Origin of the sequence: Methylibium sp. (assembly GCF_013817345.1) — a bacterium.
Taxonomy (GTDB): domain Bacteria; phylum Pseudomonadota; class Gammaproteobacteria; order Burkholderiales; family Burkholderiaceae_C; genus Methylibium.
Window position 1 is genome coordinate 1 of the sequence record NZ_JACDCW010000100.1, and the last position, 15155, is coordinate 15155.

At 63.7% G+C, this 15155-nt stretch carries 13 protein-coding genes and 2 tRNA genes; 6 read left to right on the forward strand and 9 right to left on the reverse strand.

Annotated features, from left to right (window positions below; translation table 11 throughout):
- Together H0W40_RS16065 and H0W40_RS16070 are read right to left on the reverse strand one after the other, a co-directional pair.
- Window positions 1–1165: DEAD/DEAH box helicase (locus tag H0W40_RS16065; protein WP_367153829.1), on the reverse strand; the 1165-nt coding region annotated here is incomplete at its 3' end.
- A 246-nt stretch (window positions 1166–1411) separates the two neighbouring features.
- A complete protein-coding gene (locus tag H0W40_RS16070; RefSeq protein WP_292448139.1) occupies window positions 1412–2380 on the reverse strand; it encodes a M23 family metallopeptidase in 969 nt (322 codons plus the stop codon).
- Between the two features lie 17 nt (window positions 2381–2397).
- Between H0W40_RS16070 and H0W40_RS16075 the strand changes: the two genes are divergently transcribed.
- A complete protein-coding gene (locus H0W40_RS16075) occupies window positions 2398–2724 on the forward strand; it encodes a hypothetical protein (protein ID WP_292448141.1) in 327 nt (108 codons plus the stop codon).
- Between the two features lie 104 nt (window positions 2725–2828).
- On the opposite strand, the gene H0W40_RS16080 is transcribed toward H0W40_RS16075, so the two are convergent.
- Window positions 2829–2969: transfer RNA gene (locus H0W40_RS16080), tRNA-Ser, on the reverse strand.
- 41 nt (window positions 2970–3010) lie between these two features.
- Here H0W40_RS16080 and H0W40_RS16085 point away from each other — a divergent pair.
- Window positions 3011–4354 (forward strand): hypothetical protein, encoded by a 1344-nt coding sequence (locus H0W40_RS16085; RefSeq protein ID WP_292448142.1) that lies wholly within the window; start codon window positions 3011–3013, stop codon window positions 4352–4354.
- Window positions 4355–4979: 625 nt separating this feature from the next.
- Here H0W40_RS16085 and H0W40_RS16090 read toward each other — a convergent pair.
- Both H0W40_RS16090 and H0W40_RS16095 read right to left on the reverse strand, forming a co-directional pair.
- Complete coding sequence (locus H0W40_RS16090; protein WP_292448145.1) at window positions 4980–5816, reverse strand: hypothetical protein; 837 nt, start codon at window positions 5814–5816, stop codon at window positions 4980–4982.
- 80 nt (window positions 5817–5896) lie between these two features.
- Window positions 5897–8386, reverse strand: a complete 2490-nt coding sequence (locus H0W40_RS16095; RefSeq protein WP_292448148.1) for an N-6 DNA methylase — start codon at window positions 8384–8386, stop codon at window positions 5897–5899.
- 342 nt (window positions 8387–8728) lie between these two features.
- Between H0W40_RS16095 and H0W40_RS16100 the strand changes: the two genes are divergently transcribed.
- From H0W40_RS16100 to mobF, 4 genes are read left to right on the forward strand one after another with little or no spacing between them, the layout of a single operon-like run.
- Window positions 8729–9088: a hypothetical protein gene (locus H0W40_RS16100; RefSeq protein ID WP_292448151.1), complete on the forward strand. Its 360-nt coding sequence runs from the start codon at window positions 8729–8731 to the stop codon at window positions 9086–9088.
- On the forward strand, window positions 9085–9420 hold the full coding sequence (locus H0W40_RS16105) for a hypothetical protein (RefSeq protein WP_292448154.1): 336 nt from the start codon (window positions 9085–9087) through the stop codon (window positions 9418–9420). Before H0W40_RS16100 ends, H0W40_RS16105 begins: the two co-directional genes overlap by 4 nt.
- Window positions 9421–9479: 59 nt before the next feature.
- Window positions 9480–10691, forward strand: a complete 1212-nt coding sequence (locus H0W40_RS16110; protein ID WP_292448156.1) for a type IV secretion system DNA-binding domain-containing protein — start codon at window positions 9480–9482, stop codon at window positions 10689–10691.
- Entirely contained in the window at window positions 10685–13324 is a 2640-nt protein-coding gene (gene mobF, locus H0W40_RS16115; protein WP_292448158.1) for a MobF family relaxase, read from the forward strand. Before H0W40_RS16110 ends, mobF begins: the two co-directional genes overlap by 7 nt.
- A gap of 96 nt (window positions 13325–13420) precedes the next feature.
- On the opposite strand, the gene H0W40_RS16120 is transcribed toward mobF, so the two are convergent.
- The 4 genes from H0W40_RS16120 to H0W40_RS16135 all read right to left on the reverse strand — a co-directional run bounded on the left by H0W40_RS16120 (window position 13421) and on the right by H0W40_RS16135 (window position 15154).
- Window positions 13421–13585 carry a helix-turn-helix domain-containing protein gene (locus tag H0W40_RS16120; RefSeq protein WP_292448160.1) on the reverse strand — a complete coding sequence of 55 codons (165 nt, stop codon included), beginning with the start codon at window positions 13583–13585 and terminating at the stop codon, window positions 13421–13423.
- 278 nt (window positions 13586–13863) lie between these two features.
- Window positions 13864–13939, reverse strand: a tRNA-Thr gene (locus H0W40_RS16125).
- Between the two features lie 56 nt (window positions 13940–13995).
- The gene (locus H0W40_RS16130; protein WP_292448163.1) at window positions 13996–14526 is read right to left on the reverse strand and encodes a ClpXP protease specificity-enhancing factor; all 531 of its coding nucleotides are present in this window, start codon (window positions 14524–14526) and stop codon (window positions 13996–13998) included.
- A 16-nt stretch (window positions 14527–14542) separates the two neighbouring features.
- Window positions 14543–15154, reverse strand: coding sequence for a glutathione S-transferase N-terminal domain-containing protein (locus tag H0W40_RS16135; protein WP_292448165.1), 612 nt, complete (start codon window positions 15152–15154; stop codon window positions 14543–14545).
- Window position 15155: the final 1 nt, after the last annotated feature.

A 15155-nucleotide genomic window follows, 5' to 3' on the forward strand; every position in this document is an offset into this window, starting at 1 on the left:
AGTAGTTCTGGAAGGTGATGGAAGCGAGCGTCTGGTTCTCGGGCTGGATGTGCACGCCCTCCTTCGCCTCCACGGCCTGGTGCAGGCCGTCGCTCCAGCGCCGCCCGGTCATGAGGCGGCCGGTGAATTCGTCGACGATGACGATCTCGCCGCCTTGCGGGCCCTGCTGCACGACGTAGTGCTGATCGCGGTGGAACAGGTGCCTGGCCCGCAGCGCTGCGTACAGATGGTGCATGAGCGTGATGTTGGCGGCGTCGTACAGACTCGCGCCCTCGGCCAGCAAACCGGCCTGCGACAGCAGTTCTTCGGCCCGCTCATGGCCGGTTTCGGTGAGGAAGACCTGATGCGTCTTCTCGTCGGCCGTGAAATCGCCCGGCTCGATGACGCCCTCGCCGGTGCGCAGATCGGCCTCGCCGATCTGCTTCTTGAGGCCGGGCACCACCGCGTTGATCTTGAGATAGAGCTCGGTCTGGTCTTCGGCCTGGCCGCTGATGATGAGCGGCGTGCGCGCCTCGTCGATCAGGATGGAATCGACCTCGTCGACGATGGAGAAGTTGAGCGGGCGCTGCACGCGCTCGGCCACCTCGTGGACCATGTTGTCACGCAGGTAGTCGAAGCCGAACTCGTTGTTGGTGCCGTAGGTGACGTCGCAGCGATAGGCGGCCTGCTTGTCCTCGCGCGTCATCTGCGCCGTGTTCACACCCACCGTGAGGCCGAGGAAGCTGTACAGCCGACCCATCCACTCCGCGTCGCGGCGCGCCAGGTAGTCGTTGACGGTCACCAGGTGAACGCCCTTGCCGGCCAGGGCATTCAAGTACACCGGCAGCGTCGCCATCAGCGTCTTGCCCTCGCCGGTGCGCATCTCCGCGATCTTGCCGTCGTGCAGCACCATGCCGCCGATCAGCTGGACATCGAAGTGGCGCATCTTCAACGCGCGCTTGCTGCCCTCTCGCACCACGGCGAAGGCCTCGGGCAGCAGGGCGTCGAGCGTCTCTCCCTTGTCGACGCGCTCGCGCAGGGCGGTCGTGCACTCGCGCAATTCGGCATCGGAGAGTTTTTCGAACTGGGGCTCGAGCGCGTTGATTTGCTCGACCACGCGCCGGTACTGTTTGAGCAGGCGCTCGTTGCGGCTACCGAAAATCGATGTAAGAAGCTTGGGCAACATGCGTGCAAAGTTGTTCAGGATCGGCACCGCCGAGGGTGCGCACCGGCATCTGGCCATTGCGCGCGCCGCGGGCCGGAGCATCCCGCAGACATTCGGTCAACTGAGGGCAGTTCCCGGAATGAGAAGAGCGGCGCCTGTTTGTGGCGCCGTTCAGAGCGCAAAAGTTTAGCACCGGCCTTGCTGCAGGCCAGGCTGGCAAGGCCATGCCGCCGGTTGCGGGCGTCGCGTTGCGCAGGCCTGCGCTGCTCAGCGCCGCGCCGCGATCTGCGACCGCGAGCGCGCCAGAAACTTCGCCGGGTTCTGGTGCACGCCCTCGACCATCACTTCGAAGTGCAAATGCGGGCCCGTCGAGCGGCCGGTGCTGCCCACGAGCGCGATCGTCTGCCCGCGCTTGACCAGATCGCCAGCCTGCACGAGCAGCTTGGACGCGTGAGCGTAGCGGGTCACCAGGGCGTTGCCATGGTCTAGCTCGACGAGCAGGCCGTATTGCGGATGCCGCTCGGCACTGCGTACCACCCCGCCTGCAGCCGCCTGGATCGGCGTGCCGGTGTTGACCGGAAAGTCCAGGCCGGTGTGCAGGGCGCCGCGCCCGGTGAAGGGGTCCGAGCGAAAACCGAAGCCCGAGCCGATCGGCCCCGGCACCGGTGCCGAGCTGGGGACCATCAACGCCAGCAGCCGGGTTTCCAGCAGGCGGGACTCGGCCAGGGTGAAGATGTCGTTGCTGCGGTCGGCCTGCTCGTCGATCAGGGCCAGTTCCCGGCCGAGTTGCGTCAACGAGGGAGACGCCATCGGCAGATAGGGTCCGCCGCTGCCCGGTGCGGCAGCGCTCGCTGCGCCGCCGGGTGCCGGCAGCTTGTCCAGGCCTTCGAAATCCTCGGGCTTCAGGCCGGCCAAGCCGGAAACTCTCTCGCCGACGGCATCGAGCCTCATCAGCTTGGCCTGCAACTCGCCCAGCTTGGCGGCCATCGCATCGAGGTTCTCGCGCAGGTAACGGTCGCGCTGGGCGCTCTTGTCTTCGCGCGGATCGAGGCGGGCCATCGCGTTGGTCAGCGGCGAGCCGGTCGGCAGGGCCGACGAGAAAACGAACGGGTAAGCCGTGGCGGCCAACAGCACGATGGCGAGCGCCGCCGCCAGGATCATGCCGAGGACGTGCCGGCCACGCAGACTCAGAACCCGGGCGCCGCCCAGACCGCTATCGGTCACTATGATTTGCATGCGATGCTCTCCTGATCATGGCTTTGCATCCGAATTCCACTCTTCCCGCGGCCCAGCCGATCGGCGAGGCGCTGGCCAACAGCGCGCCGCTGGCCCGGCTACAGGCCTTGCTGCGCGACTCGAATGCCCGCTTCGAGGCCATCCGTCCTCTGCTGCCCGTACCTCTGGCGACCGAAGTGCGTCCCGGACCGATCGGAGAAGACGGTTGGGCGCTGATCGCCAGCTCCCCGTCTGTCGCCGCCAAACTCCGGCAGTTGTTGCCTCGTCTGGAGGCGGCGCTGCAGCAACATGGCTGGCAGGGTAGCGGCATCCGCATCCGCGTTCAATCGAAGCGGTCCGATTGAAACGATTCGACGCAAGCCAGTCGTTCGCTCGTCCATTCCTGCACGAAGCGCCCGGGTTGCCGCAAGGCGAAAGCGTGAGGACGATGCCGCACGCGACGAAGGGATGGTGCCGGCTGTCCGAATCGAACGGACGACCTTCCGCTTACAAGGCGGGAGAGTATAAGCGTGCAACTGGCATAGAACGTTGATTCTAGGGGCCCATATGGATAGCACTCACTAACCCCAAAGTCCCGTTTGGTGCCGGCTAAACGCCGGGTTCTCTACTGTCATTTGCACGGAGCATGCAGTGGCAGACGACATCACTATCAAGGAAACCAAGGCGCCCAACGGCAAGGTCAAGTATCAGGCCCAGGTCTGGTTTGAAGGCAAGTACATCGCGTCGAAAAAGTTCGACAGCCGCGCAGTCGCGGTCGAATACAAAAAGCGAAAGCTGAAGGAGGCTGCCGCCGGGACACTGAAGCCGGCCAAGGAGCGCAAAGCGCAGCGCGCGACTGAGGCGGTGCTCGACCGGCCAATGGGCGGTTGGGCGACGCTCTATATCGAGGCGCACGGCAAGGAGCACGGGAAAAACCGAATCGCCGAGTACGACCTTGTCGGCCGTCTGCTGAAGGGCAAGACCCTTCACGACTTCTCCGGCAAGGCCGGCGGCGAGTTGATTGCCAAGCTAGCCGCCGACTGGCGCCATCTTCGCCTGCCGCGAAGCAAGCACCCAGACGCCGTTTGCGCGTCCGACGAGCCCGTCGCCGACCAAACCCTGCGGCTGCGGCTCAGTGCCCTCGACCGCCTGATTGAGTTCGCCATGTCCAAGGTGCCGGAGAGCGTGGACTTTCGCGGTCCGACCAAGCCCTTTGGATACAAGCCGCCGCCCGCGCACAGCAACAAGCGCACCCGCCTGCCCTCAGACGATGAGTACGCCGCGCTGCTGAAACACTTCGGCGCCAACAGCGACATGTCGCACTTCCTGCGAGTAGTAGACGACACCGGGTGCCGGCTTTCGGAGGTCAGTTCGGCGCGCGGAGCTGATGTCGTCTTCTTCGGCGCCGCAGGCCATGTGCTCGGCGGCACGCTCACACTGCGGAAGCACAAAACAGCTTCCAAGGTCGGAGCACGGATTGTTCCTCTCTCCAGGCACGTGGCAGAAGTGCTTTACGCGCGCAAGGGGACCTACGATGACGGCCCCCTCTTCCCCGCCCTCGCGGACGCGAACGGCGTGTGCAAAACGTTCGATGACGCACGGACGCGACTCGCGTTCGAGGACTTGGTTATCAAAGACTTCCGGCGGGCCTTCATCAATCGAAACGTCCGCTCCGTGTCGGCAGTCGAGTTGATGCACATCGTCGGCAAGTCGTCACTCATCGACACCAAGGCCCTCAGCGCGGGCGAGAACAACGTTCTGCGCGCCGTGGGGCATACGAACATCAGCACCACGTTCGGCTATGTCACGCCCGACCAACAAGGACTCGCTCAGGTTTTCACTCAGACGAGTCGCTGGCTACGAATCGCACGCCTCATCGAATCCGAAGCCAGGCCAGTTGACGCTCGCAGCGAGGATGCTGCAGCGCTCGAAAAAGAAATGGCCAACCTGCTCGCGCGGATGGCTCGGCTTGGCCTCATCGAAGCGACCGGATGACGGGAGCCAGTCATCCAAAAAAAGCAACTCCCGAGCCGTCGGGACTTTGCCGTCGATGCAACGCGAGTCCGTGTTGCTAGCCTTGCCCCAGCCGATTCGGCTACCTCGGCCTTCCCATCACATCGGTCGGCCGGTGCGTCGTAGGCGCTGACGACCGCTACCGTTGACAAGCCCCTGGCGCGAATTCGAGCAGCCGTATTCATACCGCCTTCTCTGTGAACAGAGCCCCCTCAAAGGATGCCCATGCATCCTTACGGAGCGCCTGCGCCTCAGAGCTCAGCTGCTGCGCCGAAAGCCGAGCCGCGTCTAGAGCCTTGACCAAGGACCGCTGACAGCCCAGGTCAGGGACTGGAAACCTGAGCCCTAGCAATGACGGCTTCGAAATGTTCTTCATGGTCGGCGAGGTCCCAGTAAGCTGGGTCTCGACCTGCTCGCGGACCGTAGGTAGCTTCATGACCGCCGCAAGGAATTTTGGGTCCAACTGCCCCTTCGCTCGAAACCTCACTCTGAACAGCTTGTCGCAGAGCATCAGCTTCGGACGCGTGGAGTCAACGTAAGCACATGCCCCCACGTAGCGGACGACATTTGCTCGGCTTATCAAGACATCGCCGGACTTAACCTCGTATTAAGGCTGAGGCTGCAGCTTTGCCGGCAGTTGCTTGTTTTCGCTTTCATCAAACCGGCCGAATGACACTGCCCCCACCTTCAATACGCCCCAGTCTTCCGGACCTGCAGGCCGGTCGAGACATTGCGGGCTCCATCCGTTCTCGATGTCATCAACCAAATCTGCAAGGGCTAGGACTGGCCACTTGGTTTGAGCCCGCTGCGGTTTCGAGACTGCACGCAGCACCCCCTCGTGACTCCAGCGGTCGATGTCCTTGAACCATGCAATAAATGTTGGCCGATTCGGCAGCGGAGGCGGCGACGCAACGCCGAGAGCAGCCTCAAACGCTCGATGACTCGTCGCCGAGATGTCTCCGGCATCCTTCTCCTTCTGCTTCGCTCGGGTCAGGGCCTCGGCATAGCCTGCCACAAGTGCATCCTGCTCGTTTAGGGATGGCAACGGCACCGATAGGCCGAGGAACGCCTCCGGCGTTACTCGCTTTCGTCCGCTGGTACCAGAAGCTCGGCGCTGCAAGTCGATGCGGAAGTGCTCCGCGCGAAGCAGGTAGTTCAAATACGCAGGTCGCAGCTTGGCGAGGTCCGGCATCATCACTGGGTACTCGGGCGTCAGCACAACCTTTGAAAGGCTATGCGGGATGAGGCCCACGGCGCCATTCCGAGCGTCAATCTTTGAGAACACCAGGTCACCGGGGCAGGCGGCGAACATCGCTCCCTTAAACGGTTCTGCGCGCTCACGCGGGAGCACTTCACCAGTGAACTTTATGGTGATGGGCCGCCAATCGCCAAGCTGCCCGCTTAGCTGAACGGCCTGCTTGCGCTCAGTCAGCACGTCGCGCAACGGCACCAATGGAAAGCCGCTCGCCCGAGCCTGCCCGGCTTCCGGTTCAATCCAACGCTCGATGGCCCTCCACCGCCGAATTACGCAGCGGAGGGCACCGGAAAATTTGGCTGTTCCTCCGGCTTGGCGCCATTCTCCAGCCACAGCTGAAAATCGCGGTAGCTCTTGAGCAAGGCTGGCAACTCGCTCGCTACGCCATCGCCAGTTTCGCCTGTGGAAGTAATACCGACGGACCTGGGCGCTGCGACGAAGACGGGGTAGTCAAACAGCTCCCGCACCCTCTCCCACAGCGCGGCACTGTGGGCCTCATCAATGGCACGGTACTTCGCCTTCAGTTGGGACAGTAACCCGTCGCTCGTTGACGCTACCGCCGTCAGCAGCGCCTGCACGGAACGTTTTGGCTCAGTGGTCGATGCCTTGGCTTTGTCAGCCGGAGTGCCCTCCCACGCCACTTTCGGTTGCTGCGTGGGACCGATGGCACGCGGATATGCCGGGGGCTCACCCCGATACCAGTTCGGAAGGACACGCTTGATTCCAAGTGCGGCCAGATTAGCCAGCTTCTTGCCGATACCCGCATCGTCACCCGAAGCGATTCGCGGGCCATACACGGCATGAGCTGCATCTCGCTCGGCGTCGAACTGATGGTCAAGCTCCTCGTGCGCCTGCTGCCACGCGGCCTCCCACGCCGCAGCCTCTGCCTCGGTGAACTTGCTCAGAAATACGAGCGAAGCCTTGACCGTCGCATCGCTCGACTTAAACGTTTCTTCTGGGAGACTGACGACCGCGTTGAGCCTCGCCCGGCCTTCGGTATAGCGCCGAAGCCAAGCGAGCGACGGATTGTTCAGGTTGCCATCCGGAAGGACGATGCCGAGCCGCCCGCCCGGCCGCAGAAGGTTCAGGCAGCGCTCGACGAATATGAGCTCCGTCGGCCGATTGTTCTTCCCCTTTCCAATCTGGAACAGGTCAAGGATGGGCGTCTTCTCGGTCATCGCCTGTCGCAAACGATGATGGGTTTCCTCCCATTCCTTGCCGTAGCGGTCGGTGCAGTTCCTCACGTACTGCGCGTCGTTCGGCACACGGGTTTCGTCGCTGCCGCCGACGACTTGGTCGCTGCCCACATTCGAGCCGAAGGGCGGATTGGTCACGACCACGTGAAATCGACCATCGAAGATGCCATTGATGTCCACCAAACCGTCGTGGTAGTGGATGCCGCCGTGACCGTCACCGTGCATGACCATATTCATCTTCGCGGTGCGCGCGGCGCGCGGCTCGGCGTCCGTACCGAAGATGCACTGCCACGCCAGCCGGCCAACGCGAGTGTCGATGCGCTCGTTGTTCAGGCCGCTCGGTAGCAGTTCACGATTCAGGGTGGCGAACGCCGCCTCAATCTGTCGTTCCTCCTTTTCAGGAGGTAGACCCAGGCCTTCGATTCGAGCGCGCTCAGCGTCCTTCTTCGCCTGAACGTCTTCGACGATTGAAGCGCGAACATGCTCAAAGGCGCGGATGAGAAACCCACCCGAGCCTGCAGCAGGGTCGCAAATGAGCTCACCCTCTCGCGGGTCGAGCAGGTCAACCATGAATTCGACGACAGGGCGCGGGGTAAAAAACTGGCCCAACTCCCCTCTAAATGTCGTGCCCAAGAAGCGCTCAAAGGCAAGTCCCTTAATGTCATCGCCGGTCTTCGACAGGTCAAAGCGCTCCAACTCCTTGACGATGCGCCGGAACGTCGCTTCCGAAATGTCCAGCTTGTCTTGAGCTGTGAACAACTCATCGTGCCGGTAGTAGTCTTTGGTCTCCTCGAAGAGTTGTTCGTGAACGGGAACGTCCGTCTTCAGGACGTACTTCTGCCGTCCATCAATGAATTCGGTCGTGAAAGTGCCGTGGAGGCCCTTCCGTTCGATGTACATCTTGATAAACAGAATCTTCGAAATGGTGTCGAAGGCGCGTCCGGGGTCCATCTTGTGTACGTCACGCAGGATGTTGTGGCAGCCGAGCAGCAGGTCCTGGAACTCCTTGCGGTTGAACGCACGCAGCGACTCCCGGATTTGCTTCAGCCGCTTAGCGTTTCCCCAATCCTCGACCTTGGGAATCTCGTTGATGGCGACGAAGCCGCCCGGCAGGCGTGGCACTAGCTTGAAGACAGCCGTATGTCGGGCATTCGTCGCGATGAAGAACTCGCAACCGGTGGCGCGGGTGTACGACTCACCCTGGTAGTAGTCCCGCTCTTGAATCTCGATGCTGTCTGTCTTGCACTCGACCACGAGCACAGGCGTGCGTCCGGCGTCCTTTTCTGCCACCGCCTCCCAAACCACGATGTCTGCGCGAGGGCTTCGATTCCCTGCTTGAGTGTGTCGCTCCTGGTCCATCTGTGCCAAGTCGTAGCCATAGTGGTCCACCAGTGCCCGGATGAATCCCTGCCGGACGACCTCTTCAGGCTTCGTCGTCACGTCCCGCCACTCTTTGCGGAGCGGTATCCAAAGCCACTCACCTGACCGGTGCAGCGCGTCGTTCTCTGCGGGAAACGGCTTCCCTGGGGCTGCGGCTGGCTTCTTGGTCTTCGTCTTCGTCATGGTGCAACGGCTTCTCGGTCAATTCGTTCTGTCTACCTAGAAGGAGCATTTTCGCCGGTCCACCGTGGCCTCCTAGCCGCAGCAAGCCAAATAAACCAGCCGTGTCTATACGGCTTCATCCATTCACCCACGGAGAAGCCGCATGACAACCGAGAACCTGCCTCAGCAGGCCCTGAGAACGATACACACCTCTGCAATCTACGATTTCGGGGCGCAATCACCCGGAGCCCGCGTCAGCGCTGGCTTTCCGGGGTCCACAGCCTCTCGAGAGGCAGTCCACGTTTGTGGCCCTGTCGCCTGGCAGCCCAATGACGGCGCCGCTTTTGGCGCTGGAGGCCGGTCGTGAGCGAACGCAGCCGATTTATCAAGATTCGCGTTACCGAATCCGAGTACCGCGACCTTCGCGCGCGCGCTGACGAACGCGGCGTGACGATGTCGGAGCATGTACGCGGCACCGTCAAGACAGTGCACCACGCCGTTGATGTGGTCGCCCAGTTGAGCGGACTGCGGCAGCAGATGCAGCAGCTAGCCGAGGCACGACCCGAGCAGACCGGGTCCGTCACCGCGCAGCAGCAAGAAGTGCTGCTGCTGTTGCGCGAACTGGCGGCTGCTCGCGACGCGCAAATCCTCGCTCGCGTGCGTGCCCAACTTGCAACGCGCAGCGGCAGCGGCAGCGCGGCGCAACGCGGAGATTCCGCATGAGGACCCACGACCCCTTTCTGCGCCACGTGCTGAGCGCGGTCGACCGTGTCGCGGTCTGGTGCGTACTAGCGCTCGTCATCACGGCGCTCGCGTGGAGTGCAGCATGGGAGCGCGGTATCGGCCTGCCAGCGCTCGATGGATGGCGCGTAGTCGCCTCGGCCCTACTCGGCCGTGGCATCGACCGCACCGTGCTGACTCTCTTGGTCACTTGCGCTGCCGTCGGAATCGGCGGCGCTACGGTCGTCGGGGGCTGGCTGTTCCGGCGCTGGCAGTTACGCGCGCAACTGGACGTTGTGCGCCTGCGCGGCTCGCGCTGGGAGAACGACCGATGATGCGAAACGCCTGGCAGCGCTTCTGCTCATGGCGAGCACAAGCGCAAAACACCGAGCCCATGTCGCATCGACATCGGCTCTTGACGCTCGGCGGGTGCCCCTGGCCCGCCGCGCTGGAAACCCTCCACCTGCTGGTCGCCGGTACCACCGGCTCCGGCAAGACGACGCTCATCGAGGAGCTGCTCGATGGCATCACCGCACGCGGCGAGCGAAGCATCGTGTGCGACCCCAATGGGGGCTACCTGAGCCGCTTCGCCCGCACTGGCGACCGGCTGTTGAACCCGTTCGACTCACGCACGGAGGGCTGGTGCCTGTTCAACGAGATAAGGTCCGATTTCGACGCCGAACGCTTGGCCGGCTCCGTCGTGCCGGCAGGGCACGGCGAGTCGGCCGCATGGCATCACTATGCCCAAGTGCTGCTCGCCGAAGTCCTGCGTGCCCTGGTGCGCAGCGGCGAGACGAGCAGCGAGCGGCTGCTCTATTGGTGCACAAGTGCACCGGCGCGCGAGTTAGGAACACTGCTCGTCGGCACGCCCGCCGCCGGTCTGTTTGACGAAGGGGCGGACAAGGCCTTGGCGTCGACGCGTTTCGTGCTCACAGCGCACCTGTCGCCGCACCGCTACCTCAAGCCCGGCGCGTTCAGCCTGCGCGATTGGCTGGAGTGTGAAGACGGCAGCTTGTTCATGACCTGGCGTGCCGATATGCAGGCCGCGTTGGCGCCGCTGCTGGCGACCTGGGCGGACATCGTGACGAATGCAGTGCTGACGCTGCCGCCCGACCCTGCTCGCCGCCTCTGGCTCGTATTGGACGAACTAGCGGCGCTGGGCAAGCTCAACGGACTGGAGAGCGGCTTGACCTTGGGGCGCAAGCACGGCTTGGCCGTCGTTGCCGCACTTCAGAGCACGGCCCAACTCGACCGACTCTATGGGCGCGAGAGCGCGACGGTCCTGCGGTCGTGTTTCCGCAATCTGATGGTGCTGGCCATCGCCAAGAGCGACCCAGCGACGGCCGACGAGCTCTCTCGTTCGCTGGGTGAGCGGGAAGTTTTGCGCCACGAAGTTAGTCGCAGCTCAGGCGCGAGCGGCCTCGGCGAATCGCAGAGCTTGCGTCAAGCCCAGGAGCGGCTGGTGCTGCCGAGCGAGATTGCCAGCCTGCCGAACCTCGAAGCCTTTCTCGCCCTTGCCGGTGACGAGCCGGTGCGGCGGGTGCGACTGACACCGCATCGGCGCGACGAAGTCGCCGACGCATTCGTGCAGGAGGACGCATGCTGACACTGGCCAAGGTGGTATCAGCCGAGTCGGCGGCCACGTACTACGAAGAGAGCGATGACTACTACAGCGAGGGAGGTCGCGCACCCTCGGCCTGGTGGGGTCAAGGGGCGGCAGCGCTCGCCTTGAGCGGGCCCGTCGATTCTGGCGAGTTCCGAGCCTTGCTGGACGGACAGCTTCCCAACGGCGACAGCCTGCATCGAGGGGGTGAAGGGCCGCGCACCGCCGGGCTTGACCTGACCTTCAGCGCGCCCAAGTCCATCAGCCTGCAGGCGCTCGTCGGCGGCGACCAGCGCCTGCTTGAGGCCCATGAGGCTGCCGTCACGGCAACGCTGCGGCATGTAGAAGAGCACCTGGCGGCGTATCGAAGCACGTCGGACGGTGAAACCGTGTCCGTGCAGAGCGGCAGCATCGTCGCTGCGCGCTTCGGGCATGACCTGAGCCGTGAGGCCGACCCCCAGGTTCACACGCACTGCGTGTTAGTCAACATGACGCAGCGCCCCAACGGCGAATGGCGCGCGTTGGACGCCCGGCCGTTGTACGAGCAACAGAAGCTCCTCGGTGCGTTCTATCGCGCCGAGCTGGCGCGAGCCGTGCAAGCGCTCGGCTACCAAGTTCGCCGCACTCACGAAGACGGGCGCTTCGAACTGGCCCACATCAAGGACTTTCAGGTCGATGCGTTCAGCACGAGACGCCGAGCCATTGACGTAGCACTCGCGGCGCGCGGCCAGGACCGCGACAGCGCGTCGGCCCGCGAACGAGAAATCGCGGGGCTAAGTACGCGACGCAGCAAGGACCGGTCGGTGGACCGTGCGGCGCTGCGCGAGGCATGGCAAGCCAAGGCCGCCGAGCTGGGCATCAGCTGGACACCGTTAGCTGCTGCGGCGCAAAGTGAGGCTGACCGTCAAGTGGCGGCAGCCGAGGCTGTCGGCTTCGCGGTGTCGCACTTGATGGAGCGCAGCGCCATCGTGACACGCGCCAACATCGCCCACATCGCGCTGGGCCACGGCACCGGCTTGGTGGTGCTGGTCGAGGTCCAGCGCGAAATTGACCGGCGCATTGGCTGCGGAGAATTGTTGGTCTCTGGCGATGGACGCCGACTGACGACGGCTGCGGCGCAGGCGCTGGAGCGCGAGGTTCTCGATGTCGAGAAGCGCGGCCGTGATGCACTGGAAGCGGCCATCGTCAACCGGGAGCCGGTGCAGGCCAAGCTGTTCTCGGCCACCGTCGCGAAAGCTGCGCAAGCCGTAAAACTGGGCGAAGGCTTGACGGCGGGTCAACGTCGCGCGGTCGAGCTTGTGCTGACGACTCAGGACCGCATCGTCGGTGTGCAGGGTTTGGCAGGCACTGGCAAGACCACGATGCTGCGCACGGTGCGGAACAATCTTGGCACGACGTTTCGCGCGGTCGGACTGGCACCGTCTGCGGCAGCGGCACGTGAGCTGGAGGCCGCCGGCATCACCTCGATGACCATCGCGGGCTTCCTGACCGGTAGGGGGCGCCCTTTTAAAAAGAACGACCTGGTCGTGGTCGATGAGGCCGGCATGGTCAGTCTGCGCGACATGCACGGCGTGCTCGCAGCAGTCGAGAAGGCCGGTGCGCGTGCGGTGCTCGTGGGCGATACCGCGCAGCTCAAGGCCGTCGAAGCCGGCGCCCCGTTTCGCCAACTGCAGAGGAACGGTATGCAGACCGAAAGGATGGACGAAATCCTGCGGCACACGGATGACAACCTGCGCGATGCGGTGCTGGACGCGGCCGAAGGCCGCATCGCCGCGTCGGTGGCGAAGCTCGCTGCCACCGTGCACGAACTGCCTCATGCCACGCAGCGCTATGAGCGAATTGCGGACGACTACGCGACGATGCCACCGGTCGACCGCCAGCAGACGCTGCTCGTTGCTGGGACGAACCGTGCTCGATGCCGCATCAACGAACTCGTTCGGCAGCGGCTGGGGCGTGCTGGGACTGGCGTCGTGGTCAAGGTCCTGGAAAAACGCGACTTGACCCGCGCCCAGATTCAAAGCTCACTCAGCTATTCGCGCGGGGACGTTGTCGAGGCCCTTCGGCACTACGACAGCATCGGCATGCGACGCGGAGACACCGCAAGAGTTGTCTCCACACTTCCCGGCTGCATCACACTGCGTCGGTGCGACGGCAACGAGGTGGAGTGGCGCCCCATAGCGATGCCGCATGTGGCCGTGCACACCGAAGAGGAGCGCGAGTTCGCGGCTGGCGACCGGTTGCGCTTCACCGCCAACGACTACGGCGTAGGCGTCGTGAACGGACAGACCGGCATGGTCGAAACCATCGACGCAATTGCCCGGCTGATGACCGTGCGTGCCGACGAAGGCGCGGTGATGACACTGAACATTGACCAAGCCCTACGTGCTGACCACGGCTACTGCACCACAGTCCACGCCGCCCAGGGCCAGACATGCGAACGTGTCATGGTGGACGCGGACGTTTCCAGCGCGACGGCCAACCAATCGCTGTACTACGTGGCCATTAGCCGCGCCCGCAGCACCGTCACGCTTTACACCGACGACCGGGAACTGCTGCCGGGAGCCATGTCGCGCCTGGACATCAAGCACGCGGCGCTCGACCTCGAACGCAATCGCGAGCCGGCGATGGCGCTTTAGATGTCGGCCACGACTTGCCCACCGCGCCGGCCGTTCGTCGCGTGCGACGGTCGCCGCCGTGGACAAGCCTCTCCGCCGCGTGAACGCCGCCAAGGCTCAGCGGAGCGCCTTCTTGCAGCGAGCTTCGAACTCCTTCCGATGAAAGTAGAACTGTCGGAAGTTGCCCACCCGCCTTGGTTCGGGCAGCAGCCCCGCAGCAATCATGCGGTACACGGTTTTTCGGCTCACCTGCATTTCCACGCAAACGTCGGCCATCGTCATCAAGTCCATCTCAGCTCCTGGAGGTTCCAGAAACAGATAGCTAAGACGGTTTATTTCGACCGTCCCTTGTCGCGGATTTGGTGCCGGTTTGGTGGCGAAGGAGCCCCTATTGGCCCGGTTTGGCCCGGTTTGGCCGTGTCTGACACAGTAGACTGTGGGGGCTTTGAAGCGCAGCCCGGTTTGGGGACGGGTGCGCGGAAGCGCGCTAAGTCATTGACGCGCTTGAAGTTTCCCAGAATTCAGCTGCAGTAGAGAAGCCACGAATCAGGACAAACTTGTGGTGCCGGCTCCCGGTTTCGAACTGGGGACCTTCCGCTTACAAGGCGGGTGCTCTACCTACTGAGCTAAGCCGGCGCGGGCTGCAATTCTAGAAGTCCCGAATGACTGGCGGTGCGACAACGCCGACCGGCTCACTTGATGCGCTTGAGTGCCGGACGCGCGCCGCCCGGCGGGGGCTCGTTGCGCGGAGGGTCGTCCTGTTCGCGGCTCTGTGCTTCGCCACCGGCCGCGGCAGAGCCCTCCTCCACCGCGGGACCGCTCGATGGCGCCAGGCGCAGACCCCGCACCACCGCTTCCATGCCTTCGACGGGCGAATCGACGCCTTGCGCCGGCGCGGGAAACGCCATGCCCTGGCCGTTCTCGCGCGCGTAAATCGCAATCACGTGATCGATGGGCACGTTAATCTCTCGCGCCGTGCCGCCAAAGCGTGCTTTGAAGCTGATGAACTCGTTGCCCAGCTGCAATCCACTGGTGGCTTCGAAACTGGCGTTGAGCACGATCTCGTTGTTCTTGACGTACTCGAGCGGCACTTGAACCGAGCCGTCGACATGCACCGCCAGATACGGCGTGAACCCGTTATCCGTGCACCAGTCGTGCAGCGCACGGATCAGGTAGGGCCGCGTCGAGCTGCCCTGTCCGCCGGGGGTCACCGGGATCGTCATGCCTCGACCTTGCCGCTTACTTGCGCATCACCTTCTCGGACGGCGTCAGCGCCTCGATGTAGGCGGGCCGCGAGAAAATGCGCTCGGCGTACTTCAGGAGCGGCAGCGCGTTCTTCGACAGGTCGATGCCGTAATAGTCGAGCCGCCACAGCAAGGGCGCGATGGCCACGTCGAGCATCGAGAAGTCGTCGCCGAGCATGTACTTGTTCTTCAGGAAGATCGGCGCGAGCTGGGTCAGCCGGTCGCGGATCTGCGAGCGCGCCTTCTCGAGCTGCTTGTCGGTGGCCTTGACGCCGCGGCTTTCGAGCAGGTTGACGTGCGCGAAGAGCTCCTTCTCGAAATTGAAAAGGAACAGGCGCACCCGCGCACGCGCCACCGGGTCGCCCGGCATCAGCTGCGGATGCGGGAAACGCTCGTCGATGTACTCGTTGATGATGTGAGACTCGTACAGGATGAGATCGCGCTCGACGAGGATCGGCACCTCGTTGTACGGATTCATCAGCGCGATGTCTTCGGGCTTGGCGAACAGGTCGACGTCGCGGATCTCGAAATCCATGCCTTTTTCGAACAGCACGAAGCGGCAGCGGTGCGAGTAAGGGTCGGTCGTGCCGGAATAAAGCACCATCATG